Origin of the sequence: Streptomyces sp. NPDC091376, assembly GCF_044757085.1 — a bacterium.
Taxonomy (GTDB): domain Bacteria; phylum Actinomycetota; class Actinomycetes; order Streptomycetales; family Streptomycetaceae; genus Streptomyces; species Streptomyces pratisoli.
Genome location: NZ_JBIVUF010000001.1, coordinates 699,941 through 716,868, shown reverse-complemented (window position 1 = coordinate 716,868; position 16,928 = coordinate 699,941). Strand labels below are relative to the sequence as shown.

The following is a 16,928-nucleotide window of genomic DNA, read 5'->3' as shown; positions in this document are numbered from 1 at the left end:
TCGTACCAACGCCGGCTACTGCCCCTTGGCGGCCTTCTTCTCCTCGGCGTCCTCGATGACCGCCTCCGCGACCTGCTGCATCGACAGCCGCCGGTCCATCGACGTCTTCTGGATCCACCGGAACGCCGCCGGCTCCGTCAGCCCGTACTGCGTCTGCAGAATGCTCTTCGCGCGATCCACCAGCTTGCGCGTCTCCAGACGCTGGGAAAGGTCCGCGACCTCCTGCTCCAGCGCCCTCAGCTCCGCGAAACGCGACACCGCCATCTCGATGGCCGGCACCACATCGCTCTTGCTGAACGGCTTCACGAGATACGCCATCGCACCCGCGTCCCGGGCCCGCTCCACCAGATCGCGCTGTGAGAACGCGGTCAGCATCAGAACCGGAGCGATCGACTCCTCCGCGATCTTCTCCGCGGCGGAAATCCCGTCCAGCACCGGCATCTTCACATCGAGGATGACCAGATCCGGCCGGTGCTCCCGGGCCAGCTCGACGGCCCGCTGCCCGTCCCCGGCTTCCCCGACGACCGTGTAGCCCTCTTCCTCCAGCATCTCTTTCAGGTCGAGGCGGATGAGGGCCTCGTCCTCTGCGATGACGACGCGGGTCGTCAGCGGCGGGACGTGCGACGCGTTGCCGTCGTCGGCGACGGGCTGGGGCGACTCGGGGGCGGTCACGGGAGCTCCTTGGTGCGGGGCAGGTACTGCACTGAGAAGCCTACCTAGCTGAGGCCATCGACCTTCACCCGGTACACTCCCACCAGCAACCTTGCCGGGTTGGCGGAATGGCAGACGCTGATGTCTCAAACACATCTGTCCGAAAGGACGTGCGGGTTCGAATCCCGCACCCGGCACACAGTCTGCAAGCGGATGTTCACCTTCTCGTGAACATCCGCTTTCTACTACGCGCGGCGATGGACAATCACGCACTGTAGCCACATGACTCTTCATGGCACTGATGTGCGACAGAGAGCCCTGGCTCTCCTGCATGGTGGCACGAGAAACGCCGATGTGAGCCGTCTCCTCGACGTGCCCGCGGGCACCGTCGCCTACTGGCTCCACAAGGACCGGGCGGAACGCGGCGAATGCCCAGGGAGGCATGCGCCTCCCTGCCCGCGCTGCGACGGGCGTGAACTCGATCGGGCGGCCTACGCGTACCTGCTCGGGCTGTATCTCGGCGACGGGCACATCGTCCACTACTCGGGTCACCGCGTTCCGAGCCTCATGATCACCTGTGCCGAACAGTGGCCGGGGCTCATGGACGAATGCGAGGCGGCGATGCGGGCCGTCTTCCCCGACAACTCCGTCTGCCGGGTGCGCAAGCAGGGGTGCCGCAACGTCAAGGTGTACTCGAGCCACCTCACCTGCTTGTTTCCACAACACGGCCCCGGCAGGAAGCACGAGCGTCCGATCGTCCTCGAGGCCTGGCAGCAGGAGATCGTGGACGCACATCCGTGGGATTTCGTTCGGGGACTCGTCCACTCCGACGGGTGCCGCAACATGAACTGGACGACCCGCGTCGTCGGGGGCGAGCGGAAGCGGTACGAGTATCCGCGCTACTGGTTCACGAATGTCTCGGACGACATCCGCCGGCTGTACACGGACACCCTCGACAAGCTGGGCATCGAGTGGAAGGACTGCACCCGGGCCGGCAGGCCGTACAACATATCCGTGGCCCGGCGCGCGTCCGTCGCGTTGATGGACGCGCACATCGGGCCGAAGTACTGAGGAGTCCTGCGGCGCGCGGGCTCAGGCGTGGAGCAGTTGGTTGAAGAAGGTGCGGTAGCGCTGGAGTGCGACACGGAGGCCTTCCGTTTCGATCTCCTCGCCGCGGCTCCACTGGGATTCCAGGTCCTGCTTGTTGTCGGCGAAGGTGGCCGCGAGGGACTGGATGACTTCGGCGACCAGGGCGTCGGCGGCGCGGACGGAGTCCTTGGGGTCGTCGACGAAGGTGCCCTGGATCTCCTGCCAGCGGTCGCGGTAGTCCTCGGCGGCTTCGGCGGGGATGAGGGGCTGCCCGTCCGTCGCGGCGGGTTCGGGTGCCGGTTCGGGGGCGGGGGCGAGGTCGGGAGCGGAAGCGGCTTCGGGAGCGCGTCCGGCGGTGTCCGGTGTGGCCTCGCCCGGGTAGGCCGGTGGTGGCGGTTCCGTGGCCGCGGTGGACCTGGGGTGTGCCAGGTCGTCCGTGGTGAGGCCGGCGGCCTGCGTGTCTCGGCTGGTGTCGGTGTCGGGGTTGCGCATGTCAACTCACCTCGTCCGGGGCGGGGTCAGGCCGCGTCGTGCCGTGTCTGCCGGTCGCCGAGGAGCTCCTGGAACAGGGTGCGGTAGTGCAGCATGGCGCCGCGGAGTTCTTCGGTGGTGGCTCGGCCGTTCCTGTTGCGGAGGCCGATGTCGTGGGCGGCGCGGTAGTGCTCCAGGGTGCGTCCGTGTTCGACGGAGAGGTCCCGGAGTTGCTGGTCGTAGCCTTCTGTGGGGTACCCGCGGTCGCTCATGAGCCGGGTGACCAGGCGGTCGGCGTCGTCGACGCTCCTGCCCGGTTCGTCGACGAAGTGTTCTTCGACGCCCTTCCACTCGGTGGAGTAGCGTTCGCGGGCTCCGGCGGGCAGTTCCCTGATGTCCAGGTCCTTGTGCCGTTGCTGCCGGGAGCGCAGGTCGCGTTCGGCGGTGAGGCGGCTGTCGTCGGCCTCGACGGTCCGGTCGTATTCGGGTCCGAACTGTTCCTGGAGGCGGCGTCGGCGTGTGGTGAGCCATATGCCGGTGCCGATGATGATCAGGAGGACCGCGATCGCGGCGATGATGGCGATGAGTGTTCCCGTGGACATCCGGACCTCCATGTGAGTCCGTTGTCGGCGCGGCCCTGTGTTCTGCGGTCAGGGCCCTCTGTAGTCGCCGACTGCCCAGGACGAGTCCGGACAAACACTCTCAGGAGTTCGGGTTGTCCTCTCCGATGTGGTGGACACGTACGAGGTTCGTCGAGCCGGGGACTCCGGGTGGGGAGCCGGCGGTGATCACGACGGTGTCGCCTTTGCGGCAGCGGCCGATCCTGAGGAGTTCCTCGTCGACCTGGGCGACCATGGCGTCGGTGGACTCGACGCGCGGGCCGAGGAAGGTTTCGACGCCCCAGGTGAGGTTGAGCTGGGAGCGGGTGGCCGGGTCGGGGGTGAAGGCGAGGAGGGGGATCGGGGAGCGGTAGCGGGAGAGGCGGCGGACGGTGTCGCCGGACTGGGTGAAGGCGACGAGGAACTTGGCGCCGAGGAAGTCGCCCATTTCGGCGGCGGCGCGGGCGACGGCGCCGCCCTGGGTGCGGGGTTTGTTGCGTTCGGTGAGGGGCGGGAGGCCTTTGGCGAGGACGTCTTCCTCGGCGGCTTCGACGATGCGGCTCATGGTGCGGACGGTGCCGACGGGGTATTTGCCGACGCTGGTTTCGCCGGAGAGCATCACGGCGTCGGTGCCGTCGATGACGGCGTTGGCGACGTCGGAGGCTTCGGCGCGGGTGGGGCGGGAGTTGTCGATCATCGAGTCGAGCATCTGGGTGGCGACGATGACCGGCTTGGCGTTGCGCTTGGCGAGCTTGATCGCGCGCTTTTGGACGATGGGGACCTGTTCCAGTGGCATTTCGACGCCGAGGTCGCCGCGGGCGACCATGATGCCGTCGAAGGCGGCGACGATGTCGTCGATGTTGTCGACGGCCTGGGGCTTTTCGATCTTTGCGATGACGGGGAGGCGTCGGCCTTCCTCGTCCATGACGCGGTGGACGTCGTCGATGTCGTGTCCGCTGCGGACGAAGGAGAGGGCGATGATGTCGGCGCCGGTCCTGATCGCCCAGCGGAGGTCTTCGACGTCCTTTTCGGAGAGCGCGGGGACGGAGACGGCGACTCCGGGGAGGTTGAGGCCCTTGTGGTCGGAGACGACGCCGCCTTCGACGACGGTGGTGTGTACGCGGGGTCCGTCGATCGCGGTGACTTCGAGGGCGACGCGGCCGTCGTCGACGAGGATGCGTTCTCCGGTGGTGACGTCGGCGGCGAGTCCCGCGTAGGTGGTTCCGCAGGTGTGGCGGTCGCCTTCGACGGATTCGACGGTGATGGTGAATTCGTCGCCGCGTTCAAGGAGTACGGGTCCTTCGCGGAAGCGGCCGAGGCGGATCTTCGGGCCTTGAAGGTCGGCGAGGACGCCGACGCTGCGGCCGATCTCGTCGGAGGCCTTGCGGACGTGCCGGTAGCGCTCCTCGTGCTCGGCGTAGGTGCCGTGGCTGAGGTTGAAGCGGGCTACGTCCATTCCGGCCTCGACCAGTGCCTTGATCTGGTCGTACGAGTCGGTGGCGGGGCCCAGTGTGCAGACGATCTTTGCTCGGCGCATGGTCCGAGCCTATGTCTTACCCGCGGGTAGAGAATTGGTGGCGCATGACTACTCAACAACCTTTACGTGAAGGGTTATTGACAAGTATTGAATTGTGCATGGGGGCGCTCTTTTGAGCAATTGAACGCCCCCTGGTCCGGGGTCACAGCTGTGGTGGCGTCATGGTGAAGCGGGCGTTGACCTGGGCGTGGACCGTCTGTCGTTCGGGTTCGAGGTCGAGGGCGGGGGCGGCTTCGGGGGCTGATCCGGCGAATGCGGCGGAGCGCAGGGCGCCGGGGGCGGGGGGCATGCCGTAGGCCATGGGGGCTTCGGCGCCGAGGTCGGCGAGTTCGACGAGTGCGGAGAGGCGGGCGCCGAGGGCGTCGGCGTATTCGCGGGCGCGCTGGACGGCTTCGAGGACGGCTTGGCGGCGGGCTTCGCCGTGGGCCGGGGAGTCGGGGCGCAGCGACCACCAGGGGCCGTCGACGCGGGTCAGGTCGAGGTCAGCGAGGCGGGTGGTGAGTTCTCCGAGGGCGGTGAAGTCGGCGAGTACGGCGGTGATGTGGACGCGGCCGTGGTAGGCGCGGATGCGTTCCCCTCGGCCGTGCTGGGCGAGTTCGGGGCTGATGGAGAACGCTCCGGTCTCCAGCTTCTCGACCGCGTCGCCGTAGGACTTGATGAGGTCGAGCACCTGGCCGTTGCGGCGGGTGAGGTCGTCGAGGGCGGCTCTGCGGTCCTTGCCGCGTGCGCTGACGGTGACTTCGATCCTGGCGATCTCGGGGTCGATCTCCAGCCGTGCCTCTCCGCGTACCGCGACGCGTGGCATTTCGGGGGTGCCGAAGGGCGGCGGTGCGGGTGGTGGCGTGGGCTGCGGCGTGTCGCTGGTCATGTGGGCTCCCTCGCTGTTGTCCTCGGACACTTTCGCACGCGGGGTTCCCTGCGCCAGACTCTACGCGCGTTGTGCCACGCGCGTAGTGTCACTGGACAGGGGAGAATTCATGCCGCTCAATCGCAGGACGTTCCTGGGCCGTTCGGCCGCCGCGGGGGCCGGGGTCGCCGTCGCGGGCGGTGCCGCCGTTCCCGCCGCGGCTCATGGCCGCGGCGGCCGGGAGAGGCGGTACTCGTTCACCGTCATGGGCACCACGGACCTGCACGGGAACGTCTTCAACTGGGACTACTTCACGGACAAGGAGTTCGACGACAAGGCCCACAACGATGTGGGGCTGGCGAAGATCTCCACGCTGGTGAACCAGGTCCGCGAGGACAAGGGCAGGCGCAACACGCTCCTCATCGACGCCGGCGACACCATCCAGGGCACCCAGCTGTCGTACTACTACGCCAAGGTCGACCCGATCACCGCCCATCGGGGTCCGGTGCATCCGATGGCGCAGGCCATGAACGCCATCGGCTACGACGCCGCGGCGCTCGGCAACCACGAGTTCAACTACGGCATCCCGGTGCTGCGGAAGTTCCAGGAGCAGTGCGACTTCCCGCTCCTCGGCGCGAACGCGCTGGACGCGAAGACGCTGCGCCCCGCGTTCCCGCCGTACAGCATGCACCGCCTGTGCACCCCGCACGGCCGGGACGTGAAGGTCGCGGTCCTCGGGCTGACCAACCCGGGCATCGCGATCTGGGACAAGGCCAACGTCAGCGGGAAGATGGTGTTCCCCGGTCTGGAGGAGCAGGCGGCGAAGTGGGTGCCGAAGCTGCGTTCGATGGGTGCGGACGTCGTGATCGTGTCGGCGCACTCCGGGTCCAGCGGTACGTCCTCGTACGGTGACCAGCTTCCGTACGTCGAGAACGCGGCGGCCCTGGTGGCCGAGCAGGTGCCGGGCATCGACGCGATCCTCGTCGGACACGCGCACACGGAGATCGCCGAGTACGTCGTCACGAACAAGGGGACGGGGAAGCCGGTCGTGCTGTCGGAGCCGCTGAAGTGGGGCCAGCGGCTGACCCTCTTCGACTTCGACCTGGTGTGGGAGCGGGGCCGCTGGACGGTGGCGAAGGTGGGGGCGAAGGTCCTCGACTCCAACACCGTCGCCGAGGACCCGAAGATCACGGGTCTGCTCTCCGACGAGCACAGGAAGGTCGTCGCGTACGTCAATCAGGTCATCGGTACGTCCACGGCGGCGATGACCACGGCCGAGGCGCCGTGGAAGGACGAGCCGATCATCGATCTGATCAACCATGTGCAGGCGGAGACGGTGAAGGCGGCGCTGGCGGGCGGCCAGTACGCGGCGTTGCCGGTGCTGTCGCAGGCGTCGTGCTTCTCGCGTACGGCGGCGATCCCGGCCGGGCAGGTGACGATCCGGGACGCGGCGGGTCTCTACCCGTTCGAGAACACGCTGGAGGCACGGCTGATGACCGGTGCCCAGCTGAAGGACTATCTGGAGTACTCGGCGCGGTACTACGTGCAGACGCCGGCGGGGGCGCCCGTGGACACGGCGAAGCTGACGAACGCCGACGGCACGCCGGACTACAACTACGACGCCGTCTCGGGGCTGACGTACGAGATCGACATCGCGAAGCCGGCCGGGTCGAGGATCGTGAACCTGTCCTTCGAGGGGGCTCCGCTCGACCCGGCGGCGCGGTTCGTGCTGGCGGTGAACAACTACCGGGCCAGTGGCGGTGGCGCGTTCCCGCATGTCGCGAAGGCCGAGCAGCTGTGGGCGAACTCGGAGGAGATCCGCAACACGATCATCCAGTGGGTGCAGGCGAAGGGGACGGTGGACCCGGCCGCGTTCGCGTCCGTGGGGTGGAAGCTCACGCGGGACGGCGCTCCGGTCTTCTAGCCGGTCACAGCATCAGCGTCGTTCTTCGAGCGGGGTGAGCGGGGGCGTCTGGCCGGGAATGCCGGGCGCCTCCCGCCGCTCCAGGCCGAAGCTGGTGAAGGCGGTGCGGCGCGGCAGTGGGTAGGGCTCCTTGCCGGTGAGGGAGTTGAGGATGGTCGCGCTGCGCCAGGCGGCGAGTCCGAGGTCGGGGGCGCCGACGCCGTGCGTGTGCCGCTCGGCGTTCTGTACGTACACGGAGCCGGTGACGGCCGGGTCGAGGACGAGGCGGAACTGTTCGTCGATGCGGGGCCGGTGGGAGGAGTCGCGGCGCATGTACGGGTCGAGGCTGACGAGGAGCCGGTCGAGGGGGCGCTCCCGGTAGCCGGTGGCGAGGACGACGGCGTCGGTGGTGAGCCGGGAGCGGGTGCCCTGGTGGAGGTGCTCCAGATGGAGCTCGACCTGGGTGGTGGCGACCCGGCCGGCGGTGCGGACCTGGACGCCGGGGGTGAGGACGGTGTCGGGCCAGCCGCCGTGCAGGCTGCGGCGGTAGAGCTCGTCGTGGATGGCGGAGATGGTTTCGGCGTCGATGCCCTTGTGGAGCTGCCACTGCTGGGGGACGAGTCCGTCCCGTACGGTCTCGGGCAGGGCGTGGAAGTAGCGCGTGTAGTCGGGTGTGAAGTGTTCCAGGCCGAGCTTGGAGTACTCCATGGGGGCGAAGGCCTCGGTGCGGGCCAGCCAGTGGATCCCCTCGGCGCCGGCGGGGCGGGCGCGCAGCAGGTCGAGGAAGACTTCGGCGCCGGACTGGCCGGAGCCGATGACGGTGATGTGCCCGGCGTCGAGGAGCCGCTCGCGGTGTTCGAGGTAGTCGGCGGAGTGGAGTACGGGGACGCCGGGGGCGTCGACGAGGGGTCTGAGCGGTTCGGGTACGTGGGGTTCGGTGCCGATGCCGACGGCGATGTGGCGGGCGTAGGCGCGGCCGAGTGACTCCGCTCCCCCGCCGGCGTCGAGCTGGGTGAAGTCGACCTCGAACAGGGCGCGTTCGGGGTTCCAGCGGACCGCGTCGACCTGGTGGCCGAAGTGGAGTCCGGGCAGTCTGGCGCTGACCCAGCGGCAGTAGGCGTCGTACTCCGCGCGCTGGATGTGGAACTTCTCGGCGAAGTAGAAGGGGAAGAGCCGGTCCCGGGCCTTGAGGTAGTTGAGGAACGACCAGGGGCTTGTCGGGTCGGCGAGGCTCACCAGGTCGGCGAGGAAGGGCACTTGGAGGGTGGTGCCGTCGATGAGGAGCCCGGGGTGCCAGTGGAAGGCGGGGCGCTGCTCGTAGAAGGTGGCGGCGAGGCCGCCCGCGCCTTCCCCGGGCAGCCCGTGGGCGAGGGCGGCGAGGGAGAGGTTGAAGGGCCCGATGCCGATGCCCACCAGGTCGTGGGGCTGGTCGGGCTCTGGGGCGCCAGGGGCGGGCGTGCCGGTCATCGGGGGGTGCTGCCTTCCACTACGAGTGCGATGAGGGTGTCGAGGTCGTCCGGGGTGAGGTGGGGGTTGAGCAGGGTCGCCTTGAGCCAGAGGCGGCCGTCGGCGTGGGCGCGGCCGAGGACGGCGCGGCCGTCGTGGAGGAGGCCGCGGCGGACGGCGGCCACGGTGTCGTCGCTCGCGCCGCGGGGGCGGAGGAGGACGGTGGACAGGACGGGGCGTTGGTGGAGTTCCAGCGCCGGGGTCTTCTCGACGAGGTCGGCGAGGTCCTGGGCGGCGTCGCAGGTGCGGTCGACGAGGTCGGCGAGTCCGTTGCGGCCGAGGGCGCGGAGGGTGACGGCGATCTTGAGGATGTCGGGGCGGCGGGTCGTGCGCAGTGAGCGGCCGAGGAGGTCGGGCAGCCCGGCTTCGGTGTCGTCGTCGGGGTTGAGGTAGTCGGCGGTGTGGGACAGGGGTGCGAGCAGGGTGTGGTCGGGTACGGCGAGGATGCCCGCGGCGATCGGCTGCCAGCCCAGTTTGTGCAGGTCGAGGGTGACGGAGTGGGCGCGGTCGAGGCCGCGGAGGAGTTCGCGCCTGCGCGGGCTGAACAGCAGCGGTCCGCCGTAGGCGGCGTCGATGTGGAGCTCGGCGCCGTGCCGTTCGCAGAGGGCGGCGATGCCGGGGAGGGGGTCGATGTGTCCGGTGTCGGTGGTGCCGGCGGTGGCGGTGACGAGGACCGGGCGGCCGTGCAGTGCGGTGAGGGCGTCGTCGAGGGCGGCGGGGTCGGTGGTGCCGGCGCGGGTGGGGACGGTGACCGGCGCGGGCAGGCCGAGCAGCCAGGCGGAGCGGCGGACGGAGTGGTGGGTGTGCGCCCCGCAGACGACCTGGACGGTGCCGTGGCGCTCGCGGGCGAGGAGGAGGGCGAGCTGGTTGGCTTCGGTGCCGCCGGTGGTGACGAGGGCGTCGGGGCGGGGCGCGGCGGGATAGACCTCGGCGGCCAGGGCCCGGGTGACCTCGGCCTCCAGTGCGGAGGCGGCGGGTGCCTGGTCCCAGGAGTCCATGGAGGGGTTGAGCGCGCAGGCGGCGAGATCGGCGGCGACGGCGAGCGCGAGCGGCGGGGTGTGGAGGTGGGCGGCGCAGCGCGGGTCGGCGGGGTCGGCGGCGCCGTACGCGAAGGCTTCGACGAGGGTGCGGAGCGCCTCGGCCGCGCCGTGGCCCTCGGTGGGGACGACCGGTGTGACGGTCTCCCGCACGGCCCGGGTCAGCAGGGCGGGCCCGCCCGGGGGGAGTGGCCCGCCGCGCGCGACGGCGCCCGCGCGGAGCGCTTCGAGCACGACGGCGAGCAGGGGCCGCAGCGCGTCGGGGCCGGTGGTGCCTCCGGCGAGGGGCGGGATGGTCATGCGTCCAGCCTGGCGCGTTGTGCCCGAAGTACCCGAAGTCCGCGGCGATCTCAACCCGAATGGGGTACGTCGGCGGGGGGGCGCACGACGCGCCCCGACCGCGCCCGACGCGGCCCCGGCGATCGGGTCCCGGCGCCGGGTTCCGACGGTCCCGGGCGCGCCCGTGCGGTCCCGGGGCCGGCGTCCGGCCCTGGCGCGGGGCGGGGCGGGCCTCCGGGGTCGGCGTCCGGCTCCGGGCCAGGTTCCGACGGTCCCGGGCCGCCCGTACGGGCTGCGGGTCGGCGTCCTGCCCCGGGCGCGGCGTCCGGCCCTCGGCCCACAACACGTCCCGGACACGCGGCGCACGGTCCCGGGATCGAGGTCCGGTCCCCGGATCGGCATCCGGCCCCGGGCCCACGGCACGCCCCTGACGTGCGGCCCCGGGCGCGGGGCCGGAGGGGCTCGTGCCGTCGGGTCGGGCGCCACCCGCCGTCATCCCGGCGTGTCCGGCCTCGGGGGCCGGGCACGTCGGGGTGTGGGCGGGCTCGGGGTCAGGCGGAGCGGGCCGTCAAGGCGCGGCGGAGGTCGTCGAGTTGGTCGGTGAGTTTGCGGTGCAGGACCGGGATCATGGTGGCGTCGCGCAGACAGGTCTCGCCGAGACGCAGGGTTTCCTCGTCGACCGCGTGGAGAGGGAAGGCGTTGCGGCCCACGGCTTCGGCGATGGCGGGGCCGCGGCGGTCCGCGACGGCGACGGCGGCCGGGTAGAAGCGGGGTACGTACTCGCGTACGAGGTCGGCCTGTTCGGGCTGCCAGAAGCCCTGGGCGGTCGCGGCGAACAGGTAGTTGGACAGGTCGTCGGACTCGAAGAGCCGGGACCAGGCCGCCGCCTTCGCCTCGGGGGTGGGCAGGGCGGCACGGCAACGGGCGGCGCCTTCCTGGCCGGTGGCGCTGGGGTCGCGGTCGAGTTCCGCGGCGATCTCGGCCTCGTCGGTGGCGCCGAGGACGGCGAGCCGGCCGAGGATGCGCCAGCGCAGCTCGGCGTCGAGGTCGGGTCCGCCGGGGACGCTGCCGTCGCTGAGCCAGTCGTGGAGCCCGTTGGGGTGTGCGGCGGCGTCGATGAAGTGCCGTACGGCGGTGAGGCGCAGTCCGGGCCGGCCGCCGTCCTCGGTGCGGCGGATGAGGTCGCGGGTGAGGTCGGTGAGCAGGGCGAGCGCGGCCGGACGGGCCTCGGGGGCGAGGAAGCGGTCCGCGATCTGGGTGCGGGCGAAGGCGAGGACGCCCTGGACGACGGCGAGGTCGCTCTCGTGCGGGAGGTGGGCGCGGGCGGCGTCGAGATAGGCGGTGGGCGCCAGTTCGCCGTCGCGGACCATGTCGCGGGCGGCGTTCCAGACGACGGCGCGGGTGAGCGCGTCGGGAAGGCCCGAGAGGGAGCGTACGACGGTGTCCCAGCCGGCCGCGTCGAGGCGGATCTTGGCGTAGGTGAGGTCGCCGTCGTTGAGGACGACGAGGTCGGGGCGGCGGCCGGTGCGGACGGTGCCGGTCTCGCTCTGGGGGACGTCGACCTCGAAGCGTTCGCGCAGGACGAGCGCCCGGCCGTCGACGGGGTCGCGGTCGTAGGCACCCACGGCGATGCGGTGGGGCCGGCTGCCGTCCCGGTCGATGTCGAGCCGCCAGGTGCCGTCGCCCGCGGTGGTCCGCGGGGTGAGGGTGTCGACTCCGGTGGTGCGCAGCCAGGCGGCGGCCCAGGTGTGCACGTCCCGGTCGGTGGCCGCGGCGAGGGAGTCGATGAAATCGGCGAGGGTGGCGTTGCCGAAGCGGTGCCGGGCGAAGTGGTTGTTGATGCCGGCGAGGAAGTCCTTCTCGCCGAGCCAGGTGACGAGCTGGCGGAGCGCGGAGGCGCCCTTGGCGTAGGAGATCCCGTCGAAGTTGACCAGGGCGGAGGCGGTGTCGGGGACGGCGTCCGGGTCGGGGGCGACGGGGTGGGTGGACGGGCGCTGGTCGGCGTCGTAGCCCCAGGCCTTGCGCGTGATGCCGAAGTCGGTCCAGGTGTCGGTGAAGCGGGTGGCCTCGGCAGCGGTCTGGTAGCCCATGTACTCGGCGAAGGACTCGTTCAGCCAGATGTCGTCCCACCAGCGCAGGGTGACCAGGTCGCCGAACCACATGTGGGCCATCTCGTGGGCGATGACCACGGCACGGGTCTGCCGTTCGGTGTCGGTGACGGCGGAGCGGTAGACGAACTCGTCGCGGAAGGTGACCAGGCCCGGGTTCTCCATCGCGCCCGCGTTGAACTCGGGGACGAAGGCCTGGTCGTAGGAGTCGAAGGGGTACGGCTCCTCGAACTTCTCGTGGTAGCGGTCGTAGCAGGCGCGGGTGACGTCGAGGATCTCGTCGGCGTCGGCGTCCAGGTACGGGGCGAGTGAGCGGCGGCAGTGGATGCCGAAGGGCAGTCCGGCGTGCTCGGTGCGTACGGAGTGCCAGGGTCCGGCCGCGACGGCGACGAGGTAGGTGGAGATGAGGGGGGTGGCGGCGGCGGTCCAGCGGCCTTCGCCCTGGTGGGTGGTGATGCCGTTGGCGAGGACCGTCCAGTTCTCGGGGGCGGTGACGGTGAGCTCGAAGACCGCCTTGAGGTCGGGCTGGTCGAAGGCGGCGAAGACGCGCTGCACGTCCTCCATGAAGAGCTGCGTGTAGGCGTAGGTCTCGCCGTCGGCGGGGTCGGTGAAGCGGTGCATGCCTTCGCCGGTGCGGGAGTAGCGCATGGCGGCGTCGATGCGCAGCTCGTGCTCGCCCTCGGTCAGTCCGGTCAGGGCGAGCCGGTTGGCGTCGAGCGTCTCCGGGTCGAGGTGCTGCCCGTCGAGGGTGGCGGAGCGCAGGGTGGCGGGCTTGAGCTCCACGAAGGTGTCTCCGGCCGCGCGGGCCGTGAACCGGATCACGGTTCGTGAGTCGAAGGTCTCGTCGCCGGTGGTGAGGTCGAGCTCGACCGTGTACCGGTGGACGTCGAGGAGCTGGGCTCGGGTCTGCGCTTCGTCGCGCGTCAGTACGGGCATGCGGGCCATGCTGCCTGATGGCTCGTGCCTCGCACACGGGGGTTTGTGGGTTGATCTGCTTTTGTCCGTATCGGACGGCACCGGTGGCGGCTGTGACGACGACTGGGCGGGGTGGCGCCTTTGCCACCCCGCCCGGTCGGGTGCGGTGGCGCCTTTGCCACCGCACCCGGTCGGGTGCGCCGGTCAGCGGACCGTCCGTGCCGCCTTCTCGATGATGCGGGTGACGGCGTCCGGGCGGGACACGGTCACGGCGTGGGAGGACCTGACCTCCTGGATGTGGGCGTTGGCGCGCTTGGCCATGAACAGCTGAAGCTCCCTGGGGATGATCTTGTCATTGGTGCCCACGAGGACCCAGGAAGGGATGGTCTTCCAGGCAGGCTCACCGGAAGGTTCGCCCAGGCCGCTGCCGGTGCCGGGACGCTGGGCGACCGCCATCAGGCCGGCGGTGCGCGCGGGGACGTCCGCGGCGAACGCCTTGTGGAACTGGGACTGGTCGATGTAGAGGTCGACGTCCTTGGAGCCGTCGGGGTTGGTGATCGGGACGGGACGCAGGACCTTGCCGATGACGCTGCCCTCGAACTTGCCCGCCAGGTCGTTGGCGCTCTCGCCCTTGTCGGGAAGGAAAGCGTCGGCGTACACCAGCGCCTTGACGTTGTCGGAGCCGTGGGCGGCGTTGCTGATCACCGCTCCGCCGTAGGAGTGCCCGACGAGAACCACCGGTCCGTCGATGCTGGCCACGAGGTGCTTGACGGAGGCGGCGTCGGTGCTCACACCCCGCAGCGGGTTGGCCGCGGCCACCACCGGATAACCGTCCTGCTTCAGCCTCTTGACGACGCCGTTCCAGCTGGAGGAGTCGGCGAACGCGCCGTGGACGAGTACGACGGTCGGCTTGGGCTGCTTCGACTCCTGGACGGGAGGGGTCTTGGCGGCGCTCGCCGGACCGGTCGACACGGCGAAGGCGCCGGCGGCGACCGTTGCCGTGGCCATGAGGGTGAGGGGGGTGCGGGCACGCCGAAGGCGCGAATGACGGTACATGAGGAGCCCTTTCGAGGCAGAAGATTCAGCCATGTCCGGACAGATGGACGTGGCCGCGGTACGGCAGGAGGTGCCGCACGTCGGGGAGGGGCGGACCGTGGGCGGCAAGAGGGGAACGGGTCCGGGGCTTGCCGGGAGCGGGCTACCGCCGAGGATCGGCTCGGTGGATCGGGCTCGGCGCTCCCCCGCCCGGGTCGGCGGGGTGCCGCGCGACCGTGCGGACCGGCTCGCCCGCGGTGCTCATCGTGTCCGTGGGGTCGATGAACGGCGGAGGTCCCGGATGATCACCGTTCTCGGCCGGTGCACGCGCACGAGCGGCGAGGTGGTGAGCAGGTTGTGTGCCGCTGGTCCCGTAGGTGCCGCGGCTGTGCGGCGCAGCACTCTCAGTGGCCGTGGAGGACGGTGCGCAGGGTGTGAACTGCCAGCACCACCGCGGCGGTCGTGGCCTGCGTGGACCGCAGGGGGTTGAGCATCATGAAGTCGTGCAGGATGCCGTTGCAGCGGATGCTCGCGGTGGGAACACCGGCCTGGGTCAGCTTGCGGGCGTAGGCCTCACCCTCGTCCCGCAGCACGTCGTTCTCGTCGACGATGACGAGCGCGGGCGGCAGGCCCTCCAGCTCGTCCAGGCGGGCCCGCAGCGGCGAGGCGGTGACCTCCGCCCGCTGGGCGGGGTCGGTGGTGTAGCAGTCCCAGAACCAGGCCATGCCCTTCGCCGTGAGGAAGGGCCCGTCCGCGAACTCCCGGTAGCTGTCGGTGTCCTGGGCCGCGTCCGTGACGGGGTAGTAGAGCGACTGGTGCACGAAGGTCACGTCGCCGCGCTGCTTGGCCATGTGGGTCAGTGCGGCGGTCATGTTGCCGCCGACGGAGTCGCCGGCCACTGCCAGGCGGGAGGCGTCCAGGCCTTCGCCGGCGCCCTTCGCGGTGATCCATCGAGCGGTCGCGTACGCCTGCTCGATGGCGACGGGGTACTTGGCCTCCGGCGAACGGTCGTACTCGACGAACACGACGGCGGCGTGCGCCCCGACGGCAAGCTCACGCACGAGACGGTCATGAGTGCCGGCGTTGCCGAGGACCCAGCCGCCACCGTGCACATAGAGGACGACCGGCAGCACGTCCTCGCCACCGACGGGCTTGACGATGCGTGCCCGGACGTCGCCCACCTCGGCGGGCACCGTGATCCACTTCTCCTCCACGTCCAGCTTCGCCACCGGCGCCGCCTGCAGGTCGTCCAGGACCTTCCGGGCAGCCTCCGGACCGATTTCATAGAGGAACGGCGGGTTGGCCGTCGCCTCGGCGAATTCCTGAGCGGCCGGTTCAAGAGTGGGCTTGGTCATCACTTCACTCCTTCGGTCAGCAGGCTCTTCCTGCATCCACTCCAATGACCGGGCACGTGCCGAAGGTGTGACATAAGTCAATAAAAGGGCCGAGGAGGACGAGGCCGGAGGAGCCGCTTCCGCCCTCCCGGAATCGCTTCACCGGCTCGCGAGGACCAGGGCCAGGACCGGATCTAGGAGCGGGGGCCGGGGCCGTCGGCGATCTGCTCGTGGTGGCGGATGACCTCGGCGATGATGAAGTTGAGGAGCTTCTCGGCGAAGCCGGGGTCGAGCTTGGCGCTCTCGGCGAGCTGCCGCAGGCGGGCGATCTGGCGGGCCTCCCGGGCCGGGTCGGCGGGCGGCAGGTGGTGCTTCGCCTTGAGGTGGCCGACCTGCTGGGTGCATTTGAAGCGTTCGGCGAGCATGTGGACGACGGCCGCGTCGATGTTGTCGATGCTCTCGCGCAGCCGGGTCAGCTCGGCCAGGACGGACTCGTCGGTACCGCTCGTCTCGCTGGTGGTCATGGGGTGGGAGCTTACGTCGGCCCGGCCACGATGGTCGGAGGGTGTTCGGGATCCGGAACGCGGTTGCTCCAGCCCCCGGGGACGGTGCGTCCCTGCTGCTCGCGGAAGCGGATCGGAGCGGTGCCGACACGGCGGGTGAAGAGGCGGGAGAAGTAGGCAGGGTCGTCGTAGCCGACCCGGCGGGCGACGGCGGCGACGGGAAGGTCGGTGGCGGCGAGGAGTTCCTTGGCGCGCCCCAGGCGGATGCGCAGGAGATAGTCCTTGGGACTGCAGCCCGCGCCGCGGCGGACGGCGGTGCGCAGTTCGGCCGGGGTCATGCCGTGGCGGGCGGCGTGTTCGGTCACGGACAGCGACTGGAAGGCGTCACGGGCGAGGGCGTGCAGGACGGGGTCGCCGTCGGGGTTGACGTCGGCGCGGGCCCGGCGCAGCGCGACGAGGAGTTCGTGGACGGCGGCGCCGGTCTCGACCTCCAGCAGCGGGTTGCCGCGGCGGGCGGCGCGGGCGATACGGCCGACGGCGGCGCGGGCGGGGGCCGCGTCGGAGAGCGGGACCACGGGCCGGTCGGGTTCGATGTAGCCGAGTTCGGTGTACGTGGCGGTCGCGGGGCCCGCGAAGTCGACGAAGCTCTCGTCCCAGCCGGTGGCCGGGTCGGGGCCGTAGTGGTGCGGGACACCGGGGGTGAGCCAGAGGACGGCGGGTGCGGCGACGGTGACGCGCCGGCCGTCGGTGCCGCGGTACCAGCCGCCGCCGGCGCTGATCAGGACGGCCACATGGTGGTCGAGGGTGCGGGGGCCGACGGTGGGGAGGGCGCCGTGCTGCAGTCCGACGCCGAGGCAGACGAGGCCGAGGCGGTGGTGGACGGGGCTGGGCGTGAAGTAGCGCATCCAGGTGTGGTACATCCGCCCGCCTCCCGGCCCGGTCCTGATTCGTGTCCGATTCGCCTTGCGCCCGCCTCGGACGCGTGTCCGACTCGGCTGGGGCGTCCGATTCGGCTGGGTGTCCGACTCGGCCTTGTGTCCGCTTTTGTGCCCGATCGACCGTGTCGCCGCTCGGCTCCGGTCGGCTCCGATCGGCTTTGTGTCCAATCAGCGCT

General features: G+C 70.8%; 14 protein-coding genes and 1 tRNA gene. 3 read left to right on the top strand and 12 right to left on the bottom strand.

Going from position 1 to position 16,928, the window contains the following annotated elements; translation table 11 throughout:
- Positions 1-15 precede the first annotated feature (15 nt).
- Positions 16-672, bottom strand: a complete 657-nt coding sequence (locus ACIQMR_RS03180; RefSeq protein ID WP_266374986.1) for an ANTAR domain-containing response regulator — start codon at positions 670-672, stop codon at positions 16-18.
- A gap of 93 nt (positions 673-765) precedes the next feature.
- Here ACIQMR_RS03180 and ACIQMR_RS03175 point away from each other — a divergent pair.
- Together ACIQMR_RS03175 and ACIQMR_RS03170 are read left to right on the top strand one after the other, a co-directional pair.
- Positions 766-848 (top strand) — tRNA-Leu (locus ACIQMR_RS03175).
- Between the two features lie 85 nt (positions 849-933).
- Positions 934-1,722, top strand: a complete 789-nt coding sequence (locus ACIQMR_RS03170) for a helix-turn-helix domain-containing protein (RefSeq protein ID WP_401382200.1) — start codon at positions 934-936, stop codon at positions 1,720-1,722.
- 21 nt (positions 1,723-1,743) lie between these two features.
- Here the strand turns inward: ACIQMR_RS03170 and ACIQMR_RS03165 are convergent, their stop codons facing one another.
- The 4 genes from ACIQMR_RS03165 to ACIQMR_RS03150 all read right to left on the bottom strand — a co-directional run bounded on the left by ACIQMR_RS03165 (position 1,744) and on the right by ACIQMR_RS03150 (position 5,215).
- The gene (locus tag ACIQMR_RS03165) at positions 1,744-2,232 is read right to left on the bottom strand and encodes a hypothetical protein (protein ID WP_401382198.1); all 489 of its coding nucleotides are present in this window, start codon (positions 2,230-2,232) and stop codon (positions 1,744-1,746) included.
- 26 nt (positions 2,233-2,258) lie between these two features.
- Positions 2,259-2,813, bottom strand: a complete 555-nt coding sequence (locus ACIQMR_RS03160) for a hypothetical protein (RefSeq protein ID WP_401382196.1) — start codon at positions 2,811-2,813, stop codon at positions 2,259-2,261.
- 100 nt (positions 2,814-2,913) lie between these two features.
- Positions 2,914-4,347, bottom strand: coding sequence for a pyruvate kinase (pyk, locus tag ACIQMR_RS03155; RefSeq protein WP_401382194.1), 1,434 nt, complete (start codon positions 4,345-4,347; stop codon positions 2,914-2,916).
- A gap of 142 nt (positions 4,348-4,489) precedes the next feature.
- On the bottom strand, positions 4,490-5,215 hold the full coding sequence (locus ACIQMR_RS03150; RefSeq protein WP_401382192.1) for an SIMPL domain-containing protein: 726 nt from the start codon (positions 5,213-5,215) through the stop codon (positions 4,490-4,492).
- 109 nt (positions 5,216-5,324) lie between these two features.
- Here ACIQMR_RS03150 and ACIQMR_RS03145 point away from each other — a divergent pair, with 109 nt between their 5' ends.
- Positions 5,325-7,118, top strand: coding sequence for a bifunctional metallophosphatase/5'-nucleotidase (locus tag ACIQMR_RS03145; RefSeq protein ID WP_401382189.1), 1,794 nt, complete (start codon positions 5,325-5,327; stop codon positions 7,116-7,118).
- A 12-nt stretch (positions 7,119-7,130) separates the two neighbouring features.
- Here ACIQMR_RS03145 and ACIQMR_RS03140 read toward each other — a convergent pair whose 3' ends face one another.
- From ACIQMR_RS03140 to ACIQMR_RS03110, 7 genes are all read right to left on the bottom strand, one after another.
- The gene (locus ACIQMR_RS03140; RefSeq protein WP_401382187.1) at positions 7,131-8,564 is read right to left on the bottom strand and encodes a lysine N(6)-hydroxylase/L-ornithine N(5)-oxygenase family protein; all 1,434 of its coding nucleotides are present in this window, start codon (positions 8,562-8,564) and stop codon (positions 7,131-7,133) included.
- Complete coding sequence (locus ACIQMR_RS03135; RefSeq protein WP_401382185.1) at positions 8,561-9,940, bottom strand: pyridoxal phosphate-dependent decarboxylase family protein; 1,380 nt, start codon at positions 9,938-9,940, stop codon at positions 8,561-8,563. Before ACIQMR_RS03135 ends, ACIQMR_RS03140 begins: the two co-directional genes overlap by 4 nt.
- Positions 9,941-10,470: 530 nt before the next feature.
- The gene (gene pepN, locus ACIQMR_RS03130) at positions 10,471-12,972 is read right to left on the bottom strand and encodes an aminopeptidase N (protein ID WP_401382183.1); all 2,502 of its coding nucleotides are present in this window, start codon (positions 12,970-12,972) and stop codon (positions 10,471-10,473) included.
- A gap of 174 nt (positions 12,973-13,146) precedes the next feature.
- Positions 13,147-13,998: an alpha/beta fold hydrolase gene (locus ACIQMR_RS03125; protein WP_401382181.1), complete on the bottom strand. Its 852-nt coding sequence runs from the start codon at positions 13,996-13,998 to the stop codon at positions 13,147-13,149.
- Positions 13,999-14,381: 383 nt separating this feature from the next.
- A complete protein-coding gene (locus ACIQMR_RS03120) occupies positions 14,382-15,332 on the bottom strand; it encodes an alpha/beta hydrolase (RefSeq protein ID WP_401382179.1) in 951 nt (316 codons plus the stop codon).
- A 173-nt stretch (positions 15,333-15,505) separates the two neighbouring features.
- Complete coding sequence (locus tag ACIQMR_RS03115; protein WP_401382177.1) at positions 15,506-15,835, bottom strand: chorismate mutase; 330 nt, start codon at positions 15,833-15,835, stop codon at positions 15,506-15,508.
- An 11-nt stretch (positions 15,836-15,846) separates the two neighbouring features.
- On the bottom strand, positions 15,847-16,734 hold the full coding sequence (locus tag ACIQMR_RS03110; protein ID WP_401382175.1) for a helix-turn-helix domain-containing protein: 888 nt from the start codon (positions 16,732-16,734) through the stop codon (positions 15,847-15,849).
- Between the last annotated feature and the right edge of the window lie 194 nt (positions 16,735-16,928).

What these genes read in the sequence shown, in the direction of transcription:
- ACIQMR_RS03170 (WP_401382200.1), top strand. Translation starts at nt 934, where the DNA reads ATGACTCTTCATGGCACTGATGTGCGACAGAGAGCCCTGGCTCTCCTG.
- ACIQMR_RS03165 (WP_401382198.1), bottom strand. Translation starts at nt 2,232, where the DNA reads ATGCGCAACCCCGACACCGACACCAGCCGAGACACGCAGGCCGCCGGC.
- ACIQMR_RS03160 (WP_401382196.1), bottom strand. Translation starts at nt 2,813, where the DNA reads ATGTCCACGGGAACACTCATCGCCATCATCGCCGCGATCGCGGTCCTC.
- pyk (WP_401382194.1), bottom strand. Translation starts at nt 4,347, where the DNA reads ATGCGCCGAGCAAAGATCGTCTGCACACTGGGCCCCGCCACCGACTCG.
- ACIQMR_RS03150 (WP_401382192.1), bottom strand. Translation starts at nt 5,215, where the DNA reads ATGACCAGCGACACGCCGCAGCCCACGCCACCACCCGCACCGCCGCCC.
- ACIQMR_RS03145 (WP_401382189.1), top strand. Translation starts at nt 5,325, where the DNA reads ATGCCGCTCAATCGCAGGACGTTCCTGGGCCGTTCGGCCGCCGCGGGG.
- ACIQMR_RS03140 (WP_401382187.1), bottom strand. Translation starts at nt 8,564, where the DNA reads ATGACCGGCACGCCCGCCCCTGGCGCCCCAGAGCCCGACCAGCCCCAC.
- ACIQMR_RS03135 (WP_401382185.1), bottom strand. Translation starts at nt 9,940, where the DNA reads ATGACCATCCCGCCCCTCGCCGGAGGCACCACCGGCCCCGACGCGCTG.
- pepN (WP_401382183.1), bottom strand. Translation starts at nt 12,972, where the DNA reads ATGGCCCGCATGCCCGTACTGACGCGCGACGAAGCGCAGACCCGAGCC.
- ACIQMR_RS03125 (WP_401382181.1), bottom strand. Translation starts at nt 13,998, where the DNA reads ATGTACCGTCATTCGCGCCTTCGGCGTGCCCGCACCCCCCTCACCCTC.
- ACIQMR_RS03120 (WP_401382179.1), bottom strand. Translation starts at nt 15,332, where the DNA reads ATGACCAAGCCCACTCTTGAACCGGCCGCTCAGGAATTCGCCGAGGCG.
- ACIQMR_RS03115 (WP_401382177.1), bottom strand. Translation starts at nt 15,835, where the DNA reads ATGACCACCAGCGAGACGAGCGGTACCGACGAGTCCGTCCTGGCCGAG.
- ACIQMR_RS03110 (WP_401382175.1), bottom strand. Translation starts at nt 16,734, where the DNA reads ATGTACCACACCTGGATGCGCTACTTCACGCCCAGCCCCGTCCACCAC.